This is a genomic window from Acidisoma sp. PAMC 29798, from assembly GCF_030252425.1.
Lineage (GTDB): Bacteria > Pseudomonadota > Alphaproteobacteria > Acetobacterales > Acetobacteraceae > Acidisoma > Acidisoma cladoniae.
Window position 1 is genome coordinate 3,109,664 of record NZ_CP126994.1, and the last position, 19,675, is coordinate 3,129,338.

At 62.0% G+C, this 19,675-nt stretch carries 19 protein-coding genes and 1 pseudogene; 9 read left to right on the forward strand and 11 right to left on the reverse strand.

What is annotated here, in order from left to right:
* Nucleotides 1–228: 228 nt before the first annotated feature.
* Together QP803_RS15010 and QP803_RS15015 are read right to left on the reverse strand one after the other, a co-directional pair.
* The gene (locus QP803_RS15010; protein ID WP_284944284.1) at nucleotides 229–2,397 is read right to left on the reverse strand and encodes an NAD(P)/FAD-dependent oxidoreductase; all 2,169 of its coding nucleotides are present in this window, start codon (nucleotides 2,395–2,397) and stop codon (nucleotides 229–231) included.
* Nucleotides 2,398–3,051, reverse strand: coding sequence for a TQO small subunit DoxD (locus QP803_RS15015; RefSeq protein ID WP_284944285.1), 654 nt, complete (start codon nucleotides 3,049–3,051; stop codon nucleotides 2,398–2,400). It lies immediately after the preceding gene.
* A 329-nt stretch (nucleotides 3,052–3,380) separates the two neighbouring features.
* Here QP803_RS15015 and QP803_RS15020 point away from each other — a divergent pair, with 329 nt between their 5' ends.
* On the forward strand, nucleotides 3,381–3,977 hold the full coding sequence (locus QP803_RS15020) for a TetR/AcrR family transcriptional regulator (protein ID WP_284947925.1): 597 nt from the start codon (nucleotides 3,381–3,383) through the stop codon (nucleotides 3,975–3,977).
* A 681-nt stretch (nucleotides 3,978–4,658) separates the two neighbouring features.
* Here the strand turns inward: QP803_RS15020 and QP803_RS15025 are convergent.
* Complete coding sequence (locus QP803_RS15025; RefSeq protein ID WP_284944286.1) at nucleotides 4,659–5,885, reverse strand: IS256 family transposase; 1,227 nt, start codon at nucleotides 5,883–5,885, stop codon at nucleotides 4,659–4,661.
* Between QP803_RS15025 and QP803_RS15030 the strand changes: the two genes are divergently transcribed.
* A complete protein-coding gene (locus QP803_RS15030) occupies nucleotides 5,884–6,246 on the forward strand; it encodes an MmcQ/YjbR family DNA-binding protein (RefSeq protein ID WP_284944287.1) in 363 nt (120 codons plus the stop codon). The two genes, QP803_RS15025 and QP803_RS15030, sit on opposite strands and share 2 nt — an antisense overlap.
* Here the strand turns inward: QP803_RS15030 and QP803_RS24175 are convergent.
* Nucleotides 6,237–6,356, reverse strand: a pseudogene (locus tag QP803_RS24175) (DUF932 domain-containing protein); the annotation flags it as partial. The gene QP803_RS15030 and the pseudogene QP803_RS24175 overlap by 10 nt on opposite strands.
* 6 nt (nucleotides 6,357–6,362) lie before the next feature.
* Nucleotides 6,363–6,818, reverse strand: a complete 456-nt coding sequence (locus tag QP803_RS15035; RefSeq protein WP_284944288.1) for a MarR family winged helix-turn-helix transcriptional regulator — start codon at nucleotides 6,816–6,818, stop codon at nucleotides 6,363–6,365.
* Between the two features lie 99 nt (nucleotides 6,819–6,917).
* Between QP803_RS15035 and QP803_RS15040 the strand changes: the two genes are divergently transcribed.
* On the forward strand, nucleotides 6,918–7,325 hold the full coding sequence (locus QP803_RS15040) for a nuclear transport factor 2 family protein (protein ID WP_284944289.1): 408 nt from the start codon (nucleotides 6,918–6,920) through the stop codon (nucleotides 7,323–7,325).
* 9 nt (nucleotides 7,326–7,334) lie between these two features.
* On the opposite strand, the gene QP803_RS15045 is transcribed toward QP803_RS15040, so the two are convergent.
* The gene (locus QP803_RS15045) at nucleotides 7,335–7,514 is read right to left on the reverse strand and encodes a hypothetical protein (RefSeq protein ID WP_284944290.1); all 180 of its coding nucleotides are present in this window, start codon (nucleotides 7,512–7,514) and stop codon (nucleotides 7,335–7,337) included.
* 208 nt (nucleotides 7,515–7,722) lie between these two features.
* On the opposite strand from QP803_RS15045, the gene QP803_RS15050 reads away from it, so the two are divergent.
* From QP803_RS15050 to QP803_RS15060, 3 genes are read left to right on the forward strand one after another with little or no spacing between them, the layout of a single operon-like run.
* The gene (locus QP803_RS15050) at nucleotides 7,723–8,109 is read left to right on the forward strand and encodes a hypothetical protein (protein ID WP_284944291.1); all 387 of its coding nucleotides are present in this window, start codon (nucleotides 7,723–7,725) and stop codon (nucleotides 8,107–8,109) included.
* Nucleotides 8,110–8,117: 8 nt separating this feature from the next.
* Entirely contained in the window at nucleotides 8,118–9,461 is a 1,344-nt protein-coding gene (locus QP803_RS15055) for a sensor domain-containing diguanylate cyclase (RefSeq protein ID WP_284944292.1), read from the forward strand.
* Nucleotides 9,458–10,675, forward strand: coding sequence for an AMP-binding protein (locus QP803_RS15060; protein ID WP_284944293.1), 1,218 nt, complete (start codon nucleotides 9,458–9,460; stop codon nucleotides 10,673–10,675). Before QP803_RS15055 ends, QP803_RS15060 begins: the two co-directional genes overlap by 4 nt.
* A 7-nt stretch (nucleotides 10,676–10,682) precedes the next feature.
* Here the strand turns inward: QP803_RS15060 and QP803_RS15065 are convergent, their stop codons facing one another.
* Nucleotides 10,683–11,090 carry a YidB family protein gene (locus QP803_RS15065; RefSeq protein WP_284944294.1) on the reverse strand — a complete coding sequence of 136 codons (408 nt, stop codon included), beginning with the start codon at nucleotides 11,088–11,090 and terminating at the stop codon, nucleotides 10,683–10,685.
* 220 nt (nucleotides 11,091–11,310) lie between these two features.
* On the opposite strand from QP803_RS15065, the gene QP803_RS15070 reads away from it, so the two are divergent.
* On the forward strand, nucleotides 11,311–12,006 hold the full coding sequence (locus tag QP803_RS15070) for a hypothetical protein (RefSeq protein WP_284944295.1): 696 nt from the start codon (nucleotides 11,311–11,313) through the stop codon (nucleotides 12,004–12,006).
* Between the two features lie 123 nt (nucleotides 12,007–12,129).
* The gene (locus QP803_RS15075; RefSeq protein ID WP_284944296.1) at nucleotides 12,130–13,023 is read left to right on the forward strand and encodes a prohibitin family protein; all 894 of its coding nucleotides are present in this window, start codon (nucleotides 12,130–12,132) and stop codon (nucleotides 13,021–13,023) included.
* 58 nt (nucleotides 13,024–13,081) lie between these two features.
* Here the strand turns inward: QP803_RS15075 and QP803_RS15080 are convergent, their stop codons facing one another.
* Nucleotides 13,082–13,711 (reverse strand): glutathione S-transferase family protein, encoded by a 630-nt coding sequence (locus QP803_RS15080; RefSeq protein ID WP_284944297.1) that lies wholly within the window; start codon nucleotides 13,709–13,711, stop codon nucleotides 13,082–13,084.
* Between the two features lie 308 nt (nucleotides 13,712–14,019).
* Here QP803_RS15080 and QP803_RS15085 point away from each other — a divergent pair, with 308 nt between their 5' ends.
* A complete protein-coding gene (locus QP803_RS15085; RefSeq protein WP_284944298.1) occupies nucleotides 14,020–16,392 on the forward strand; it encodes an Orn/Lys/Arg family decarboxylase in 2,373 nt (790 codons plus the stop codon).
* Nucleotides 16,393–16,478: 86 nt separating this feature from the next.
* Here the strand turns inward: QP803_RS15085 and ppk2 are convergent, their stop codons facing one another.
* The 3 genes from ppk2 to QP803_RS15100 form a co-directional block, all read right to left on the reverse strand.
* Nucleotides 16,479–17,405 (reverse strand): polyphosphate kinase 2, encoded by a 927-nt coding sequence (ppk2, locus tag QP803_RS15090; RefSeq protein ID WP_284944299.1) that lies wholly within the window; start codon nucleotides 17,403–17,405, stop codon nucleotides 16,479–16,481.
* A gap of 44 nt (nucleotides 17,406–17,449) precedes the next feature.
* On the reverse strand, nucleotides 17,450–18,964 hold the full coding sequence (locus QP803_RS15095; RefSeq protein ID WP_284944300.1) for an MFS transporter: 1,515 nt from the start codon (nucleotides 18,962–18,964) through the stop codon (nucleotides 17,450–17,452).
* A 129-nt stretch (nucleotides 18,965–19,093) separates the two neighbouring features.
* Nucleotides 19,094–19,666 (reverse strand): QcrA and Rieske domain-containing protein, encoded by a 573-nt coding sequence (locus QP803_RS15100; RefSeq protein ID WP_284944301.1) that lies wholly within the window; start codon nucleotides 19,664–19,666, stop codon nucleotides 19,094–19,096.
* Nucleotides 19,667–19,675 lie beyond the last annotated feature (9 nt).

Genomic DNA, 19,675 nt, shown 5'->3' on the forward strand with positions numbered 1-19,675 from the left:
TCGATTGCGAAGACGCTCTCGCTTGACGTGGCGCCCACAGATGGGTCTTCCCGAGTTCAGAAGATCCACTGCATCCCCGCGTTGCTGTTCCGCCGCATTCAATCCACAACCGGTCCCTTACTCGCGGTCTAGAGATGACCGGGGAGCGGGTGGTTTCGAGCTTCACTCCTTTCTAGAACGAGTAAACTAGAATGGCTAGACTGCTTTGAAAAAGAACCGGGATCGACTCTAGCGCTCAGGTCCGGGCCGGGATGATTGCTTGGCGACGCTCGTTGATCCCTCAGTGATGAGGCGAGTGCTTCGACGATAGGTGAGATAGGCCCAGAGCCAGTTCAACACGACCACGGCCCGGTTACGGCCGCCGATCAGAAACATGAGATGCGCGATGCCCCAAAACCACCAAGCGGGCGCACCCCAGAGACGAAGTCCGTTGAACTCCGCGACCGCCGCGAGCCGCCCGATGGTCGCAAGATTGCCATAGTGCCGGTACCGGAAAGGCGGTGGCGCCGACTGGCCCGCAATGGCCGCTCTGATCACGCGGGCGACGTAATCGCCCTGCTGCTTGGCGGCAGGCGCGAGCCCCGGGACCATGGCGCCATCCCAGCCATTCGACGCCGCGGTGTCGCCGATGGCGAAAATCCCGCGTGAGCCGGGCACAGACAGGTCCTCGCCGACGATGATGCGGCCGGCCCGGTCGCCGGTTTGATTGAGCCAGCCGGCCGCTGGTGAAGCGGCTACGCCCGCTGCCCAGAATGTCGTTCGGGCGGGGATGCGCTCCTCATCGATCTCCACCCCATCGCGATCAATCGCGGTCACTTTCGCATCTGTCCGGACCTCGACACCGAGGTCGCGCAGAGCCTGCTCCGCGTGACGCGAGAGATGAGGCGAGAAGGCGGGCAGAACGCGGGGCCCCGATTGAACCAGGATGACGCGTGCCATCGCCGGATCGATGGCACGATATTCCTGGTCAAGTCCGGTTCGCGCCAGTTCTGCCACGGCGCCGGCGAGCTCAACGCCGGTCGGTCCGCCGCCGACAACGACGAAGGTGAGCCAAGCCAGACGCTCAAGGGGGTCCGTCTCACATTCGGCCTGTTCGAAGGCTCGCAGCATCCGGCTGCGCATGGCTGTCGCATCCTCGATGCTCTTGAGGCCAGGGGCATCAATCGCCCAATCGTCGCGGCCGAAATAACTGTGCCGTGCGCCCGTCGCCACGATAAGGTAGTCGAATGCTATGCGTCCGCCTTCCAACAGCACCTCTCTCGCCATGGTGTCCACGCCGACAACCTCCCCGAGGCGAACGGCGACATTCTCCTGACCGCGAACGACGCTTCGGATGGGGATCGCAATATCGGCGGGTGATAAGGCAGCTGTTGCCACTTGATACAACAACGGCTGGAACAAATAGTAATTGCGCCGGTCAATCAGAGTGATCTGGCAACCAACGCTTCGGAGAGCGCGTACGGCGGCAACTCCGCCAAATCCGCCTCCGACCACAACAACGTGCGGAGTCTCGTCCCTCGCCTGCCCTCTCGAATGAAGGCCGCTATCGACGCGTCGGGCCAGGAGCCAGTCGATCGAGAGTTTGCCGGGCCCTCCTGCCGCGACGAGCAATAACAGAAACATCGCCCCAGGGCGGTCGCCCATCATCAGGCCCATAAGTGGTGCCACGCCACACAGGATGAGCGCGGTCGGGCGGGTTGCCAGGCCAACGATCAACGCCCAGGCTAGAAGAATGACCCACCAGGGCGCGGTTACGAGCTCGCCGGAGATCGGGTTCGGCCACATGGCAATGCCCGACCCCGCAGCGACGGCAAGGGCAAGGCACAAGCGTGTCCCTAGCGGCAGAAGGAAGTCGGATAGGCGATCAAGGTTGGCGTAGAGCCGACTAACGGTCCTGAAGGCCGCGACAGGCACCTGTGCCAGGCCGCGCCGCATTAAGAAATCCAGGGAGAGCGGACCGGCGCCTCGGGCTGCAAGCCAGATCAGAAGAACTACGCGGGGCCAGGTCAGATCTGATCCGGCTCCCTCGACCCCTATCCCGAGCAAAAGGATCAGCGCCACGGGCCGTGTCGCCAGACCCATGGCAAGCAGGAGCGGGTCGATGCCTTGCATCAGCGTGGCCCAACCGGAAGGCGCGCGGGTAAAGCCCCCCGCCGACATCATCATCATCATCATCAGCCCGTGGACGAAGACCGTTTGGCTCAGCCAAATCCGCGTGGCAAGAAGCAAAGCGGCATGGGCGACCGTCCCTACGCTCCCGACCGAACGACCGCAGGTGGCCAGAAGCGCCTGTGCCCTCGCGGCAGAGTGTTCGAGCGTGCCCAGGGCTTCGAGGATCACCTTCAGGCGCACACTCGCACCCGTCCAACGACCGGGAGGAGAAGGGTCGGGTGTCATTTAGGTGGTCAGAGCGATCGCGCGGGCCACCGCCCCATCATAGCGAAAACCGGGGATCAGGCGCTTGGCGAATAGGTTATCGATGCCGAAGCTGCGGCCGGCTTGGGTCGCCGCAAACATGCCGTGCGCGCAGATGATACCGACGTAGGTCCAAGGCCATTCTGTCGGATCGTTGTAAAGTCCGATCAACAGATTGAGGGTAAACAGTGCGGCCACGATGCCGGATAGCCTCACCATGAAGCCGAGCATCAGCGATGCTGTAAAGAAGACCTCAAGCAGATAGACGAGGGGCTGCACGAGGGCGATATTGTCGAGAAAAATCTGCATCAAGGAGGCATGTAGATGGAACGAGCTGTATTTAACGCTGGCCCCGAGCCAGTAGTGGAACCCAGCCGCGACCGGAAAAGGCAGTTTCCAAAGTGTACCAAGATACCACATGCCGGCGATGACAACCCGCATCGCGTAAATGCTGATGTGGGTCACTGTCCGCTGCATCGAATCTAGCCGCCAATTGGCAAAGAAGACTGCTAGGCTTCCGATCAGAAACATCCAGTAGAGCACGACCGTAAACCATCGCAGTGCTCCGAGGCTGAGTTGATCGGGTATTCCTCCCACAAGGAACAAGACGAACGTGTGGATCGGATTATCGAGCATGGCGGCGTGTCACCAGGTTTATGATTGTCATATCCTTTTGTTCGGGAAAGGATCTCCTTGGTTACAGACGATCGCAGATGAGCCACGTGGGGCATGCATGCCACCCACACGACGGTTTGAAGTCGACTGGTGTAACCTTTGGGCTTTACGGTCCCTGGTCGCAGGGAACGATTTCCCGCGCCCATCGATGACGATGCCCTTTTTGCCGACCGTGCTGAGCCACCGACTTGAATCCTAGGTGTCGCGCCCCCTATTTGGTGAGCGCTATGAAATGACGCCGACTGTCAAATATGCCAGAAAGACGTCAAAGCTGTTGAATGGATGATGGGATGCCGAGGCCGAGGGAATTTGACGAAGGGGTTGTTCTCGATGCGGCGGTCCAGTGCTTCTGGGGGCACGGCTATGAGTCAACGTCCGTGAAAGACCTGGTCGAAGGGACGGGCATTGCCGCCGCCAGCCTGTACAATGCCTATGGCGACAAGCGCTCGATCTACCGGGCCGCTCTCGACCGTTACATTGAGAGCAGCATTGGGGCACGCATAGAGCGCTGCGAAGCTCTTCCACCTCGTGCGGCGATCGTCGCGTTTTTCGATGAGATATTACGCCGATCCCTGAACGACAGAGAACACAAAGGGTGTCTGGTCGTGAACTCGGCCTTGGAGTTGGCGCCGCACGACCCGGAAATCCGTAAGTGTATCGCTGCTGTGCTCAAGCGCATCGAGGCTTTCTTCCTAGCCTGCGTGAAGACGGGCCAGGCGGAGGGCACGATCGCACGATCAATGGCCGCGGAAGCCCTCGCCCAACACTTTCTGGGCGTACTGATGGGCGTTCGCGTTCTAGCGCGCGTGCGCCCTGAGCGTGCCCTCTTGGAGGGTGTCGTCAGCACTGCCCTCTCTCTTCTCGGGCCTCCGCTGCACGCATCATAGCGGAGATTGACCGTCTGATCCGGTCCCTTCGGGGTGCTTCGCCCGCGCCGAAATTACCCGCGGTTTGCATAACTCAACATGCAATTTCACTCAGGTTCGTTGGTCCCGCTATGCCAGGCCGTGACAGCTTCCTCAGTCGGTTACTTCGGACTGAGACGCTGTTGAGTCTGCGCGATCATCATTAGCCACGATCTGCTTGTAACTTCGAGATCATTCTGTGCGAACCTTCTGATTGTTGGCCAGTGTCTAAACCAGCAGAAAGGTCTCGAGATGTTCAGCAAGACAATCGTATTTGCATTTGTCGCTGCATTTTCCTGTGTGGGAAGTGGGTTTGCGCATGCCGCATGTTCACCGCACGATGTTAAACTCAAGTATACCGAGATCGGACAACTCATCCAAGCGGAGATGGCTGGAAGCTCGTCCGACGCGGAGGCTATGACAACAAAGATGCATTCGATTCAGGGTAAGTTGACATCAGGAGACATCAATACAGATCAGTTCTGTAGGGAGTATGATTCGTTGATAGAGGAAATGAAGGCAAATCGTTAACGTCTATTGCGCTGAGTGTGAGGGGCTTGATGTACGAAGAATTCAACACATTCTGCAAGACCCTCCCTGCCGCCTCCTATGTGGTCCAATGGGGACTGTCAGGAATTCCGTGTGTGGGGCCTGGTTCACTGATCAGGCCTGAGCTTTGGTAAAGCGTTCGCCGAAGAGGATGGCGAATTGAGCTTTGGCCATGGTCCACTCACGTGCGGGCATGATCCATGCCTTCTCAGTTCGGTGCAACACCAGAAACAGCAGCTTTATCGCAGCCTCGTCGTTTGGAAAATGACCCCGGGCCCGAACCGCGCGCCGTAGCTTGGCGTTGAGCGCTTCTATAGCGTTGGTTGTGTAGAGGCTCCGACGCACCTCTCCAGGAAAAGCATAGAAGGGAATGACCTCGACCCAAGCCCGGCGCCAACTCTGCACGATGGCCGGGTATTTCTGGCCCCAAGGCCCTGCCTCGAAGGCATCAAGCGCTGTCTCAGCCGCGTCGTCGTCGATGGCCCGGTAGATATCCTTCAGGGCGGTGGCGACGGCTTTGCGGTCCTTGTAGGAGACGAAGTCCAAAGAGTGCCGCAAGAGATGAACGATGCAGGTCTGAACCGTGACCTCCGGAAAGACGGCCCGGATCGCCTCAGGAAACCCCTTCAGGCCATCCACCACGGCGAGCAGGATGTCCTCGGTGCCACGGTTTTTGAGCTCGTTCATGACGCGCAGCCAGAACTTGGCGCCCTCGTTTTGCTCAATCCAAAGGCCGAGCACCTCCTTGATGCCGTCTGCCCGAACGCCGAGTGCGATGTGGATGGCTTTGTTGCGCACCAGGCCTTCGTCGCGGACCTTGATCCGGAGGGCGTCGAAGAACACCAGGGGATAGACGGGCTCGAGCGGGCGGTTCTGCCAGACGGCGACCTCGTCCAGAACGGCGTCGGTGATGGCGCTGACCAGGTCGGGCGAAACGTCGATGCCGTAGAGTTCGCGGAGATGGCCCTGGATCTCGCGCACGCTCATGCCGCGCGCATACATGGAGACGATCTTCTCGTCGAAGCCAGGGAACCGGCGCTGGTATTTGGCGATCAACTGGGGGTCGAAGGTGCCCTGGCGATCCCGTGGAATATCAAGCGCCAGCCGCCCGGTGTCAGTCAGCACGGTCTTCTGGCCATAGCCGTTGCGGGTGTTCGTGCGCCCGTCGGCGGCCTCGCCTTCCAGATGCTGGTCCATCTCCGCGTTCAACATCCGCTCGGCCAGTGCCTTCTTCAGGGCATCAAGGACGCCGTCCGGATTGAAGGCCGCCCGTGGGTCCGTCCCATCGAGAAGCTGGTCAAGAAGGGCATCCGGAATGGAGGGCAGTTTGCGCCGGGGCATGGCCGAACTCCTTTGGGGGGATTATCACCCCACACACGGAATTCCTGACAGTCCCGTCCAATGGGGCGGTTCGCATGTCTGGAAAGTCGGCGGCAAAGTCTTTGCGATCGGCGGCTGGAACGATCACGAGCCGAGCTTCACCTTCAAGGTCAGCGACATTTCATACGAGATGCTCAAGGCGCAGCCGGGCTTGCGGCCGGCACCCTATCTCGCGTCGCGCGGCTTGAAATGGATCCAGCATTACGCAAAGCCTGGACTGAGCGACGGCGCGCTGCGGGACTACATCCGCCAATCGCACATGATCGTCTCGCAGGGGCTATCAAAGAAGCGACGGATCGAACTCGGGCTTGTCACACTGTGATCGGCGTTGTGGAACGGGTCTGGTCCAATGACCGCGCGCAGTTCGACGCGACCATCACCGATCTCCAACGTCTTCACCGGCTCGGCGCAATGTGACGTAAGGCCGTCTTGGCCCTCTCATCCTCGTGGAGCGTCGATGCTCGCGATCCGATCGAGATTTGCGATCAGGCGCGTGAGCAGGTCCACGAGCAGCCCGGCCTCCTGGTCCGTGAAGTCGTGCAGTGCCTCATGATTACCCCGAAGTAAGACCGCAACAGCGTCCGGCAGGCGCGCTTCTGCAATTTCCGTGAGTGTGATGCGGCTGCTGCGCCCATCGGCCGGGTCAGGCGCGCGCCTGATCAGGCCGTCGCGCTCCATGCGGGCGAGCATCTGTGCCATCGGTGGCTGCTCGATCTTGGCGAAGCGGGCTAGATCACGTTGCTTGCTCGCCCGCCCATTCTGAAGCGCGACCAGCACCGGCAGATGGCCAAGACCGAAGCCAAGGGGCTTGAGCCGCGCCTCACTCAGGCGGGCGAACCCACGCGCCGCAAGACTGATCAGATGCCCAGGCGTCGAAAGCACATCCAGGTCCATGGTATCGCACCCCTTGCAGTCGCAGTCGCCCTAATGCATATGTGCATATATAAAAGACTTCAACCTTAGCGCAGCACACATCTGACAGGGAGCGGACGAATGGACGGTGACGCCAAAGTTCTAGAACTGATCTACGATCGCTTTAACGCACGTGACATAGACGGTGTCCTGGCCGTCCTCACGGATGATGTCGCCTGGGCGAATGGGATGGAGGGTGGCCATGTTCATGGTCGCGAGGCCGTGCGCGCGTATTGGACGCGCCAGTGGGCCATGGTCGATCCGCATGTCGAGCCTGTAGGCTTTCACCGGACTGTCGATGGCGCGCTCGTCGCAGAGGTTCATCAATCCGTTCGCGATCTCGAAGGCAACCCGCTTCAAGGGCAGACGCATGGATTGAAGGACAAGACCGTCGAACATATTTTTCGTTTTAGAGACGGCAAGATCGCGCGCTTCGACATCCAAGAAGCGGCCTCGGAAAGCCGCTTCCCCCCAGAAACCTCGTATTGAGCTGTCACCCTAACGCACGGAAGACCAATCGAGCGGGATGAAGGCATAAGCCTCGCCTTGCTTCTTCGCATGACCAAAGGGAATGGAATCAAGATGCATTCCAGCCGCAAGAAGTCGCTCAGAGGCCGGCATATCTAAGACACGCAGGCGATAGCCCACACGAAGCCTGACGAGAAAGAAGCGGATCAAGGGAGTGTCATCCCCTTAACGTCAGTCGGGCCCAAATAGAGGCGAGCCGGACCTCAGGCGCTGCTTCACACCCTAGGCGGACCTCCCATTTTGAGCCGCCGTAACCACTTCCCCCCTTCGCTCGTCGATGCAGTGGCTTTTTTAGACACCCGAGTTCTAAATCTTTATGTTGACCAACGCTTAGACTATTTTGAAGGATTTGACCCCAATGACCACGGCCGACGATGAACAGGTTTCTGGCACGGCCTTCGGCGCGATCACGATAGCAGCCCTCGACGCGGCTGATGATCTCGCCCTCGACGATTTGCCGTTTGGCGTCGTGGGTATGGACGCCGAAGGCGTCGTGAAGCGCTACAATCGCGTCGAGAGCCGGCTGGCCGGCCTGTCGCGCGACAATGTCCTAGGTGAAAGCTTTTTCCTCACCACGGGCGTCTGCATGAACAACTATCTTGTCGCGCAGCGGTTTGAAGACGAGGCGGTGCTCGATGTCACTCTGGATTACGTGCTGACCTTCAGGATGCGGCCGACGCCTGTGAAGCTCAGGCTGCTGAAGCAGTTGGATGGTCCCTTTCACTACGTTCTCATCCAGCGCTGACATCCTCCATGGGTGACACGACCGACATAGAGGCCGAATACGAGAGTCTTCTCGGCTTCCTCTATATCTGCCCGGTAGGGGTGTTGCGGGTTACCGCGACAGGCGAGGTGGAGATGATAAACCCCTATGCCGCGCAGATGCTTGTCCCGCTCGCGCGGACACCGGTCCTGCGGAACCTGTTTGACGTTCTGGATGCCTATGCGCCGGAGCTGCGCGGAATGGTGGATCATTTCACCGCGCCAAGCGGCTCCATTTGCCAAAATCACCGCATCACGGTCAGCCGGAGCGGCCCCGGTGCGCGCGTGATCGCCTGCACACTTCTGAAGATCAACCCCGACGTTTTGATGGGCGTCCTCCAAGACATCACGGAGATGGTGGAACAGGAGCGTCAGCTCCGCCAGAACGAGGCGATGTTCGCGGCGCTTGTCGTCGGCGTGAAGGACTTCGCCCTGTTTTCCCTCGACCGGAGCGGCCTGATCGATAGCTGGAACATGTCTGGACGGCAGCAAACCGGATACGGCGTGGACGAGGTGATCGGCCACGACCTCCAGGTTCTCGCCGAACCGGATAGTGACAGCGCCGACGGTGTCGCAAACCAGATCGAGGAAGCGATTCGCGAAGGCTGGAGCCTGCGCGAGTGCTGGTGCCTGCGGCGCGATGGCAGCCGCTACTGGTCCCAGGTCATGGTTGCCTCCAATCAAGTGACGGATGTGGCCGCCGATGGCAGCGATGGCAGCACGACGACGGACCCCCGGGACATCACCGGGTTCGCCGTGGTGTTGCGTGACATCACGGAGCGCCATGTCTCCGGCGAGGAGTTGCGCCGGCTATTGACGACGGACCATCTGACAGGCGCCACCAACCGGGCGCGCTTCTTCGATCTCGCGGAGATCGAGATCGCGCGGCATCAGGCGAACCGTCGCCCGCTATCGGCCGTCATGCTGGATGTCGACTACTTCAAGCAGGTCAACGATCGCTACGGTCATGCCGCCGGAGACGCGCTCCTCCAGCGCATGGTCACGCTCTGCCGCGTCGAGTTGCGCAGCCGGGACGTTCTGGCCCGCATGGGCGGCGAGGAATTCGCCATCCTTCTTCCGAATGCCACCCTGGATCAGGCCGTGGCCATCGCCGAGCGTATCAGGGCCAGCCTTGAGGCCGCCTTTACGGAGGGCTCGCCCACCTTCGACGACAGCGCCCCCGTGCCGATCACCGGCATTACGGTGAGCCTTGGCTGCGCCGAATTGAACCCGTCGGTAACGGGGGTCGATGCGCTGCTCCATGCGGCGGACACCGCTCTCTATGACGCCAAGCGTGGTGGGCGGAACCAGGTTCAGGTCGCACCACCGGGATGACGCCATTGGCCGTCGATGCACGGCATTGGTGGCGCGCGTCCGGTGCGCTGGAGCGCTATCTGACCGATCTGGTAGCGGTCGAGGTGCGGATTCTGCGGCCGGGCGGTCCCTGGCCGCCCCACATCGATCCACATCAGGTCAGGACGACAACACTGGGCCCGGACGGTCTTGGTCTGGACTCCCTCGAATGCATCGCGGTGGCTGCCGCCCTGTCGGAGGCGTTGCACCTGCACCGTGGTGGCCTTGCCGACACGCTGCTCACCGCGCCCCTATTGGGCGCCTGGGTGGACGCTGCTGCGGCGGCGCTCGACAGGTTCAGCGACCTCATGACGGTTCGCTCCTCGGGAAGCACCGGTCGATCGCGCAGTCATGTTCACAAGACGGACGCCTTGGCGATGGAAGTCGGCCTTTGGGCTGAGATGCTGCCCGGCCGGCGCCGTATTCGCACGGCCGTCGCCTGTCATCACATTTACGGCTTTCTGTTCACCCTGATGCTGCCTGCCGCGATGGCGCTTCCGGTGGAGGATGCGCGCTCGTTCTCACCAGGCGCGGTCGCCGCGACAATGCGGCCTGGGGATGTGATCATCGGCCATCCGGTGTTCTGGGACTCCCTGCTCCGTGCCGCACCATCGGGCTGGCCGCCCGACGTAATAGGCGTCACATCCGGCGCGCCTTGCGCCGCGGCGATATTTTCCGGCGTGAGGGCGGCGGGCCTTCTGCGTCTGATCGACGTCTATGGCAGCAGCGAGACGGCGGGCATCGGCTGGCGCGACGAACCCGCTGCCTACCAGCTTCTCCCCTTGTGGGAGAGACGCCAGGACGGGGTACAAGCCGCAAGTGGCGGGCCCGCGGCTGCGCTGCCTGACAGGCTGGACTGGGACGGCGGGCAGCGTTTCCGGATCGGGGCCCGGAACGACGGGGCGGTGATGGTCGGCGGTATAAACGTCGACCTGGGTCGGGTTCGCGCCGTGCTGCGTGAGCATCCAGACGTGGCTGACGCCGTGGTCAGGCTGATGCGGCCGTCAGAAGGCGCGCGGCTGAAGGCGTTCTTGAAGCCGCTGGAGGACAGCAGCGTGAATGTAGAGGCGCTGCGCCTTTCGGTTTTAGATTTTGCCGAAGCGCGGCTCTCGGTGCCCGAGCGCCCGAGAGCCTATCGCTTTGGACGCGATCTTCCTCAAAGCGAAACGGGCAAGCCGACAGACTGGGATGTCTGACGACAGTTCAGACCGAAACGGTGCCCTCAGGAAGCTGGCCATTCGGGGTCATAGCGTTGACAGCATTCGGCAGGTGCTGCGCCAATTGACCGAGGAAGTCATTGGGCTCCATGCCCGCTTGGGCCGCCATGCCGTTCACCCGATCCTGGCCCAAGACGCTTTGAAGCTGACCCGGAGATACGGACTGGTTGGGCCCATTGCTGATCCAAGATTGCACGACCTGACCTAACCCGGCCTGCTGGAATGCGGACAGAAGCCCACCCAGGCCACCGCCTGCTCCCATTCCGCCGGTGGGAGCTTGCTGCGACCCCGCGCCGCCCTGCCCGCTGAGGAGACTGGTCAACACGCCTCCCATTGAGGACGAGCCGCCGGAACTTTGCATCAAGTCACCGACAACCGACTCTAATAGACCCATGGTGCTTGATCCTTCATGATCGGTGTGGCGGCCCGTTCATCCGGGCCGTTATGTCTCCGCCCACAACTGGCCCCCTCAGCCTGCAATGCGAGCCGCCTCGCCGGAACTTGAACCATGGCCCGGTCATTGAGGCTGCAAGCGCCAACCACGACTTCCTGATTTCATACGGGCTGCAGTAGACTAATCCTCCTGGGCAAGTCGCCCACCAGACAGGGTCCCGATGGTCGCGGCCGCTTGGAATCTCTTGATCGCGGCGTGGTCTCACGCGCTGGACATAGTCGGGTCGCCTCTTCTCTCCGGCCTCGCCAGTGTGGCGCTGCTCTTGGCCTTCGTCCTGGTGAGCGGACTGCCGCGCGAGCGGGCGTCCTGGTTTGCGCGTTTCGGATGGGGCCTGTGTCTCGTCCTGGTTCTTTGGTGCGGGCTGGCGCAGTGGTCGGCCGTGACGACGGTCTATCAGGACCACGTCGCCCTGGTCGCCCTGGCGCAGCAGCGCCGCTCTGAAATCGATAGGCTGCGTGTTCAGAACGCGACCCTTCGCGGCCAGCTACAGCACCTGAACACTGCGATAAGCCAGGTCAAAACCGCGACCGCAACCGACACCGCCCGCCCGTCCAGCACAACCGCACCAAGCTCATCCGCAGGCTTATCCTCCGCTCATGATCCCGATGGGCTTTACCAATTTGGGGAGAAAGTTGCCGACGTCACGGGCGTGCGCATCGATCGGCCAGACGGCGTCGTTTCCTTCGATCGCCTGACGACCAGATCTCATATCACCTTCGAAAGCGTTGCAGATTTCGGCACACTGCACCTTCAAGCCTGTAGCAGTCAGACGAAATGGTCCGAACTCGCCATCAGCAATGTGACCGTAACGAACTATCTCGGTGTGCTGTGCAAGATCGTTAATCCCGGCAGATGATGCTGCGCCAGGCGGCGCGGCCCTCTCCAAGCGCGGTGTTGGCTTAATGTCAGAAGCAGAGTAAGCGGCGACATCCGGCACAGTGATAGAACTGACCGACGGTTACCAAGGAGCGCAGAGCGAATGGCCAGTGTGCCTCATACGCCATTGCTTGGGGATCGTCCGTTCGACCCTCGGATGGAGGGCGGTTCATACCGCCGGATAGATCGCCGGTATATCTACGGCGGTGTAGCGGCCGTGATCGTCATCTGCTTCTTGGCCCTCAATCCTTTCCGGGAAGTGGGCCCAGGCAGCCGTGGCGTCTTGATGACCTTCAGCAGCGTCCACGGCGACGTGCTCGCGCCTGGCCTGCACCTGATCCTGCCCATTGCGCAGTCAGTCGTGCAGATGAATGTCCAGGTGCAGAACTTCCAGAACAAGGAAGAGGCGGCCTCCCGCGACCTGCAGACGGTCCATACGGAGGTGGCGATCAACTATCACATCACGCCCGAGGATGCCGCGTGGATCTACCAGCATGTCGGCACGCTATCTGAGGTCGAAAGCCGCGTCATCGCGCCGGCTATTTCGAACGCGGTGAAGGCAGCAACCGCCCATTACGATGCGGCGGACCTGATCGTTCAACGGGATAAGGTCGCCCTGGAAATCGACACACTGTTGCGAACGGCGCTGCAGTCCTACCGGGTTATCATCGACGCGGTGAACATCACGGACTTCCAGTTTTCCGACGAATTCACGGCAGCCATTGAGGCCAAGCAGGTCGCGCAACAGCAGGCCCAGCAGGCCGCCTTCACTCTCGACAAGGTTCGGGTGGACGCTCAGCAGCAGGTCCTTCAGGCGCAGGCCCATGCGACGGCTCAGGTGGCGGCTGCCGAAGGTCAGGCCAAGGCGAACACGATGGTGACGGCGACCTTGAGCCCGTCCATCCTCCAGCAGCTGGCCATCGAACGATGGAATGGCGTTCTGCCGATCTATCTCGGCGCCGGCGCCCCGATGCCCTTCCTCAGCGCCGGTCGCTGAGAGGCACCGCACGGCGGCGGAGGCCGCGCCCTTCCGCAGGGTCGCGGCCTTATCGCGATCAGGGGTCGGTCGTGTGGAAGCTGCCTAGCCCCGAAACCAGGCTCCACCAGGCACTGACGCCGGGAAGGGCAAGAAACTCGTCCTTATGCGGCGTGAGCATCACATAGGCCATGATCGGCGCGAGATAGAAGTCAGCGAGGCTGACATGGTCCCCGGCCAAATAGGACGCGTCGCCCTTGATGCCCATCAAGGTGCTCACCGTCAGCTTACCGTCCTCAAGACCCTTGTGATGCGCCGCTTCGTTCTTGCCGCCGACGAAATCGGGGAAGAGGTGATACGCAACCACGCCGCCGAGCAGGGCGCCGTAGCCGTAGCTGTCGATGATGGACAGAACCATGTCCATGCGCGCGACGTCCTTGGGCTCGGACGGAACCAGGGACGGGCCGGGAAGCACGGTATTGAGATAGCGCGCAATCGCCGGCGTCTCGATAATGCGGAACCCGTCGATGTCCACCACCGGCACCTTGCCAAAGGGATGGCGCTCAAGGTGCTCCGGCGTCTTCGGCTCACCTTCGAGCACGTTCAGCGGCACCTGCTCATAGTCCTGCACGCCCTTCTCAGCCAGCAGCATGCGGATGGTCCGAACATAGGTGGAGTGGCTGAAGCCCCAGAGGATGATCTTGCTCATGCAGTCGGACCTTTTCGTTGAGAATGACACGCGACGCGCGATCCGGGCCGCCCCTCGGGACTTGCTCGAAAGCGACCTTATATCTAGGGAGAGTTCCCCCGGTCGCTACGTCCTTATCCTCTCTTTGCCGTCCCGAGTGGAGCGAATTTGAGGTTTCATCGTCTCGCGTAGGCGGGATGGCCCGCCGACCTGAAACTGTCACATGTCCGGGGTGGACGACGCTGCGCCCTCCCTCCAGTGGACCACCCGAGGGCCGCATCGTCGTTGCCTTGCCCCTGCCTTGCTCCCCGCCTTGCTGAGGATCCCCCATGGAATACGCGCGTCGCTTCAAGTTCCTGATCTGCGTTCCGGCCTTTAACGAGGCGGATCTGGAGGGCGCCCGCCTTCTCCAGATCCTCGGCGAAATCGAGGAGGACGGCTATACCATCATGCGCGCCCGGCGGGACGATGACGCCGAACTGGCGATCCGCACCGACGCTGCCATCGGCTGCGTGGTGGTCGATTGGGGCAAGAAGGGCGCGAGCGGCAAATCCGCCGACCTGATCCAGTTGATCCGCAGGCGCGGCCTCGACATGCCGATCATCGTGCTGGTCCGACGCCAGACGTTGGAGCAGATCCCGGTCGATGTGCTGGACCATGTCGATGGCTTCATCTTTCTGGGCGAGGAGACGCCCGACTTCATCGCCAAGACGCTTATCGCGCGCCTGCGGCAATATGCGGACAGCCTCAAGACGCCGTTCTTCGGCGCCCTGGTCGATTATGCCGAACAGGGCAATATGCTGTGGACCTGCCCCGGCCATAATGGCGGCGCCTTTTATCGCCGCAGCCCAATCGGCCGCATCTTCGTGGAGCATCTGGGCGAAGCGGTATTCCGCGACGATCTCGACAATTCGGTGCTGCAACTCGGCGATCTGCTGACCCACGAGGGTCCGGCGCTGCGGGCGCAGCAGGAGGCAGCGAAGATCTTTGGCGCCGAACGCACCTATTTCGTGCTCAACGGCACCTCGACCTCCAACAAGATCGCCCTCAGCGCGATCCTGGCGGAAGGCGACGTGGTGCTGTTCGACCGCAACAACCACAAGGCTGCGCATCACGGCGCGCTGTTCCTGGCCGGTGCCACGCCCATCTTCGTCGAAACAGCCCGCAATCCGCATGGCATGATCGGCCCGATGCGCTATGCGGCCCTGGACGAAGCCCATTTGCGCGATGCCATTCGCGCCCATCCGCTGATCCCGGATGGCGAGGAGATTTCGCGCCGCCCTCGCCCCTTCCGCGCGGCAGTGATCGAGCAATGCACCTATGACGGCACGATCGGCTCGGCCGATGACGTGCTCGATCGCATCGGGCATCTCTGCGACTACATCCTGTTCGATGAGGCCTGGGCCGGCTTCATGAAGTTTCATCCGCTGTTCCGGGGCCGCTACGGCATGGGGCTGCGCCCGCTGGGGCCGGACGATCCCGGCATCATCGTGACGCAGAGCACGCATAAGCAGCTTGCGAGCTTTTCCCAGGCGTCGCAGATCCATGTGAAGGACAGCCATCTCGATGGGCAGCGCCGCCAGGTCGGGCATCGGCGCTTCAACGAGATGTTCCTGCTCCATGCCTCGACCAGCCCGTTCTATCCGCTCTTTGCCTCGCTCGATGTCGGCGCGCAGATGATGAAGGGGCGCTCGGGTGAGGTCTTGTGGGACGATACGGTGCGGCTCGGGATCGAGATGCGGAAGAAGATCCGCATGGCGAAACGCGAATACGTCGAGAACGAACCCGATGTCGCGCGTCGCTGGTTCTTCGAGCCCTTCGTGCCGAAATTCGTGCAGGCGTCCCAGCATAGCGCGGACTATGCGGGTGCGCGCTGGGAAGATGCGCCGACCGATCTTTTGGCAAGCGACGTCGCGCAATGGGAGTTGCGCCCGGGCGAGGAATGGCATGGCTTTCCGCATAGCCGGGCGGGCTGGGCGATCACCGACCCGAACAAGCTGACGCTGCTGACACCGGGCTTCGATGAGACATCGCCGGACGGCTATGCTGACCACGGCGTGCCGGCGCCGATCGTCGCGGAATACCTGCGGCAGAACAATATCGTGGCCGAGAAGAACGACCTCAACTCCCTGCTATTCCTGCTGACGCCGGGCGTGGAGAGCAGCAAGGCCGGAACCTTGCTGGCGCATCTCGTCACCTTCAAGAAGCTGCATGACGAGAACCGGTTGCTGCATGAGGTCATTCCCGATTTCGTGCAGCGGCGGCCGCAGCGCTATGCGGGCGTCAGGCTGCGCGACCTCTGCGCCGACATGCACGCCTTCTATCGCGCGGCGGGCACCAGTGCGTTGCAGGCGGCACAGTTTCGCGCCGAGCATCTGCCGGAACTCGCCATGCATCCAAGCCAGGCGAGCCGCGAACTGGTGCGCAACAATGTCGATTACATACCGCTGGATGAGACACCGGGGCGGATCGCCGCCACGCTATGGCTGGTTTATCCGCCGGGCATCGCGACCGTCGTCGCCGGTGAGCGCCTAGGGCGCCAAGCGAGCCCGATGATCGCCTATCTGAAGGTGTTCGAGCAGGCGGCCAACCTTTTCCCCGGCTTCGATACCGAGGTTCAGGGCCTGTATCGGGAGACGAAGGATGGCCGGATGCGGTTCTATACCTATGTGGTGCGGGAGGAGTCGCCCGGCGGTCGATGATCGTAGAGCGGAAAAGCGCAGCGTAGTCCGCCATCCCGGAGGTGGCGGACTACGCTGCGCTTTTCCGCCCTACGATCCGGCTCTGCCTAATAAATCGGCGGCACGAACATCTCAGGCGGCACCGGCCCCCGGATATAGTCGGGATTGCGCACCCGCTCCGGCAGCACGATCGGGTCGTGCTGAACCTCTTCATAGGGAATCTGGCTGAGCAGGTGGTGGATGCAGTTCAGCCGCGCCTTCTTCTTGTCGACCGCCTTGACCACCCACCAGGGCGCCTCGGGGATATGAGTCGCTTCCATCATCGCTTCTTTGGCATGGGTATACTGCTCCCACCGGACCCGTGACTGCAGGTCCATCGGGCTCAGCTTCCACTGCTTGATGGGATCGTGGATGCGCATGTCGAAGCGCAGATGCTGCTCGTCATCCGTGATCGAGAACCAGTATTTGATCAGGATGGTGCCCGAGCGGATGAGCATCCGCTCGAAATCGGGCACACTGCGGAAGAACTCGGCAACGTCATCCTCAGTGCAAAAGCCCATGACGCGCTCTACGCCGGCGCGGTTGTACCAGCTGCGGTCGAACAGCACGATCTCCCCGCCGGCCGGCAGGTGCGAGACATAGCGCTGAAAATACCACTGCGTTTTTTCGCGCTCGGTCGGTGCCGGCAACGCCGCCACCCGGCAGACGCGCGGGTTGAGGCGCTGCGTGATCCGCTTGATCACGCCGCCCTTGCCCGCAGAATCCCGGCCCTCGAACAGGACGACGACCTTGAGCTTGTTCTTGACCACCCAGTCTTGCAGCTTCACCAGCTCGGACTGGAGCCGAAACAGCTCCTTGAAATAGACCGCGCGATCAAGCCGATCATCCTGCAAGGGATCGTCGGACGTATTGCGCAGATGACGCTCCATCCGCGCTTCGTCCATTTCCATTTCCAGCTCTTCGTCCAAGCTGTCCATGATCTCAGCGCGAACGCTTTCGAAGGCGGCATTCGCGTTCATGGAGTCATCGGTCATGCGTCATCTGTCCTTGCGCGGGATGGGTCAGAAAGGGTGTCGTGTCAGACCTGGGGCTGGACGCGTTCGAGGTTGACGCCGACATCTTCCAGCGTGCCACGGGTTTCGATGCGGAAGATCCAGGTGACCACGGCGCCCGCGAGGGAGGAGATGATCAGCAGGATCAGCAGCATCTGGGTGCCGATGTCCTTCAGGAGGAAGGGAAACAGGAAGGCGGTCAGCACGGCGCCGATCTTGGCGAAGGACGCGGCGAAACCTGCGCCATAGCCACGGATATGGGTCGGGAAGACCTCACCCGCCAGAAGATAGGTCTGCGCGTTCGGGCCCATATTGGTCATGAAGTTGAACAGCATGAAGCCGGCGAACAGCAGCACGATCTGCGCCTCGCCCGTCATACCCTGAGACAGGGCGGCGAGGCCCAGGCCCACGGCGCAGCCGATGAAGCCCACGATCTGCAGCCGGATGCGACCGGCGCGCTCGACCATGAAGATCGCCGCGATGATGCCGACGATCAGCAGCACATCGAGCATCGCCGTGCCTTTGGCGGAAAGCTCCACCTTGCTGACGATCTGGGCGACCGTATCCGTCTTGCCGGCCGAGCCGAGGGTCTTCGCTAGGATGACCGGAGTGAAGATGCCGATGCCGTAGGTCGAGAGATCCTGAAGGAACCAGGGGATCGACGCCAGGAAGGTCGCCCGACGATGGGGCGCGTTGTCGAACAACGACGCGACGCCGCCGCGCGGCGCCACATGACCGCCCGCCGCCTCGTCATGATGCGGATTGATCAGCTCGACGATCTTCGGATACTGCGGCTCGCGATGCAGCAATTCCATGGTCGCGGTCCGCGCCTCGGCCATGCGGCCACGCGAAACCAGCCAATGGGCGCTGTCGCAGACGAAGAAGCGACCGATGACCACCAGGATCGCCGGGATGATCGCCATGGCGAACATATAGCGCCAGGCATCGAGGCTCGGGAAAAAGGACAGGATCAGCACGCCTAGAAGCGCACCGCAGATGGCGCCGACCGCCTGGAAGGCGAAAGCGCCGAGGATGAGGCCGCCACGACCGCGGCTCGGCACCGCTTCCGCGATGACCACATGCGCCGTCGGATAATCGCAGCCCAAGGCCAGGCCGATGCCGAACAGGCAGATCGCCATCCAGATGAAGCTTTGGGCCAAGGTCAGCAGGATCAGGAAGATCACGAACAGCACCATTTCGGCGATGAACATGCGCTTGCGGCCGAAGACATCGGCCAAGCCGCCGAGCAGCGTCGCGCCGATGAGAATTCCGAAGAGAGTGGCCGCCGTCACGACACTGTTCTGCGCCGCATGCAGCCCGAAATCCTTATCGATGAGCGGCAGCGCGACGCCGGTCATGAACACGACCAGGCCTTCGAAGAACTTGCCGGCAATGGCCAAGCCCCAGATGCGCTTCTGCATGCCGGTCATCGGCAGGGAGTCCACCGCAGTCCCGTCCGCCCAGACCGGGATTTCGTCAATATACTGCTGGACAGTGCGGCCGGAGGTGTTCCGGCGGAGCGGCTCGGTGATCTGGTCCATGGGATACCTGTCGTGGGAGTTCAGGGGATCACGCTACAGGGTCCGCACGCCCCTGTTTGCGACAGAAGCGTTAAACAAACTCCTGCGATCTTAAAGCGGTTGATGAAACCAACGCCGGAACGAAGCCGATTAATCCGTCCGCCCGGTCGTGCCGCCGAGCCGCCCTGAAAACGGGCCTGCAACCAGGACGAGACCATCCACCACCTCAAGTGGCAGTGACGGCAGCGGCTTGGGCGCCGGCCCTGCCACCACCTCTGCATTCCGCGCCGGATCGTATTCCGAGCCATGACAGGGGCAGAGCAACAGCCGGTCCGTCGCTTTCCAGGACGAGACGATGCAGCCGGCATGGGTGCAGACGGCGGTGAACGCGACCAGCGCGCCCCCATGCGCCTCATCGCGGTCACCGAGCAGGCGCAGCAGGAGCACCTGATTAGCCACGGCGCCGTCTCGCACGGTGCCGGTCTTCAGGTCCATCGGCCAAGTGAGCACCGGTGGCGCACCGCGACGGAAATCACGGGGCCGCAGCGCGACATGCCCGGTGTCGCCGACCGCCACCAGAGCATCCCCAGGCTGCGGACCCATGGTTCTGGCATCCGTCGCATGAGCGATCGCGGGCGCCGCCACCGAGGCGGCGGCACAGAGGCCGAGATCCAGCACCCGCCGTCTGGATAGGGGGCGTCGGGAGAGCGTTTCATGGGTCATGCGTTCAAT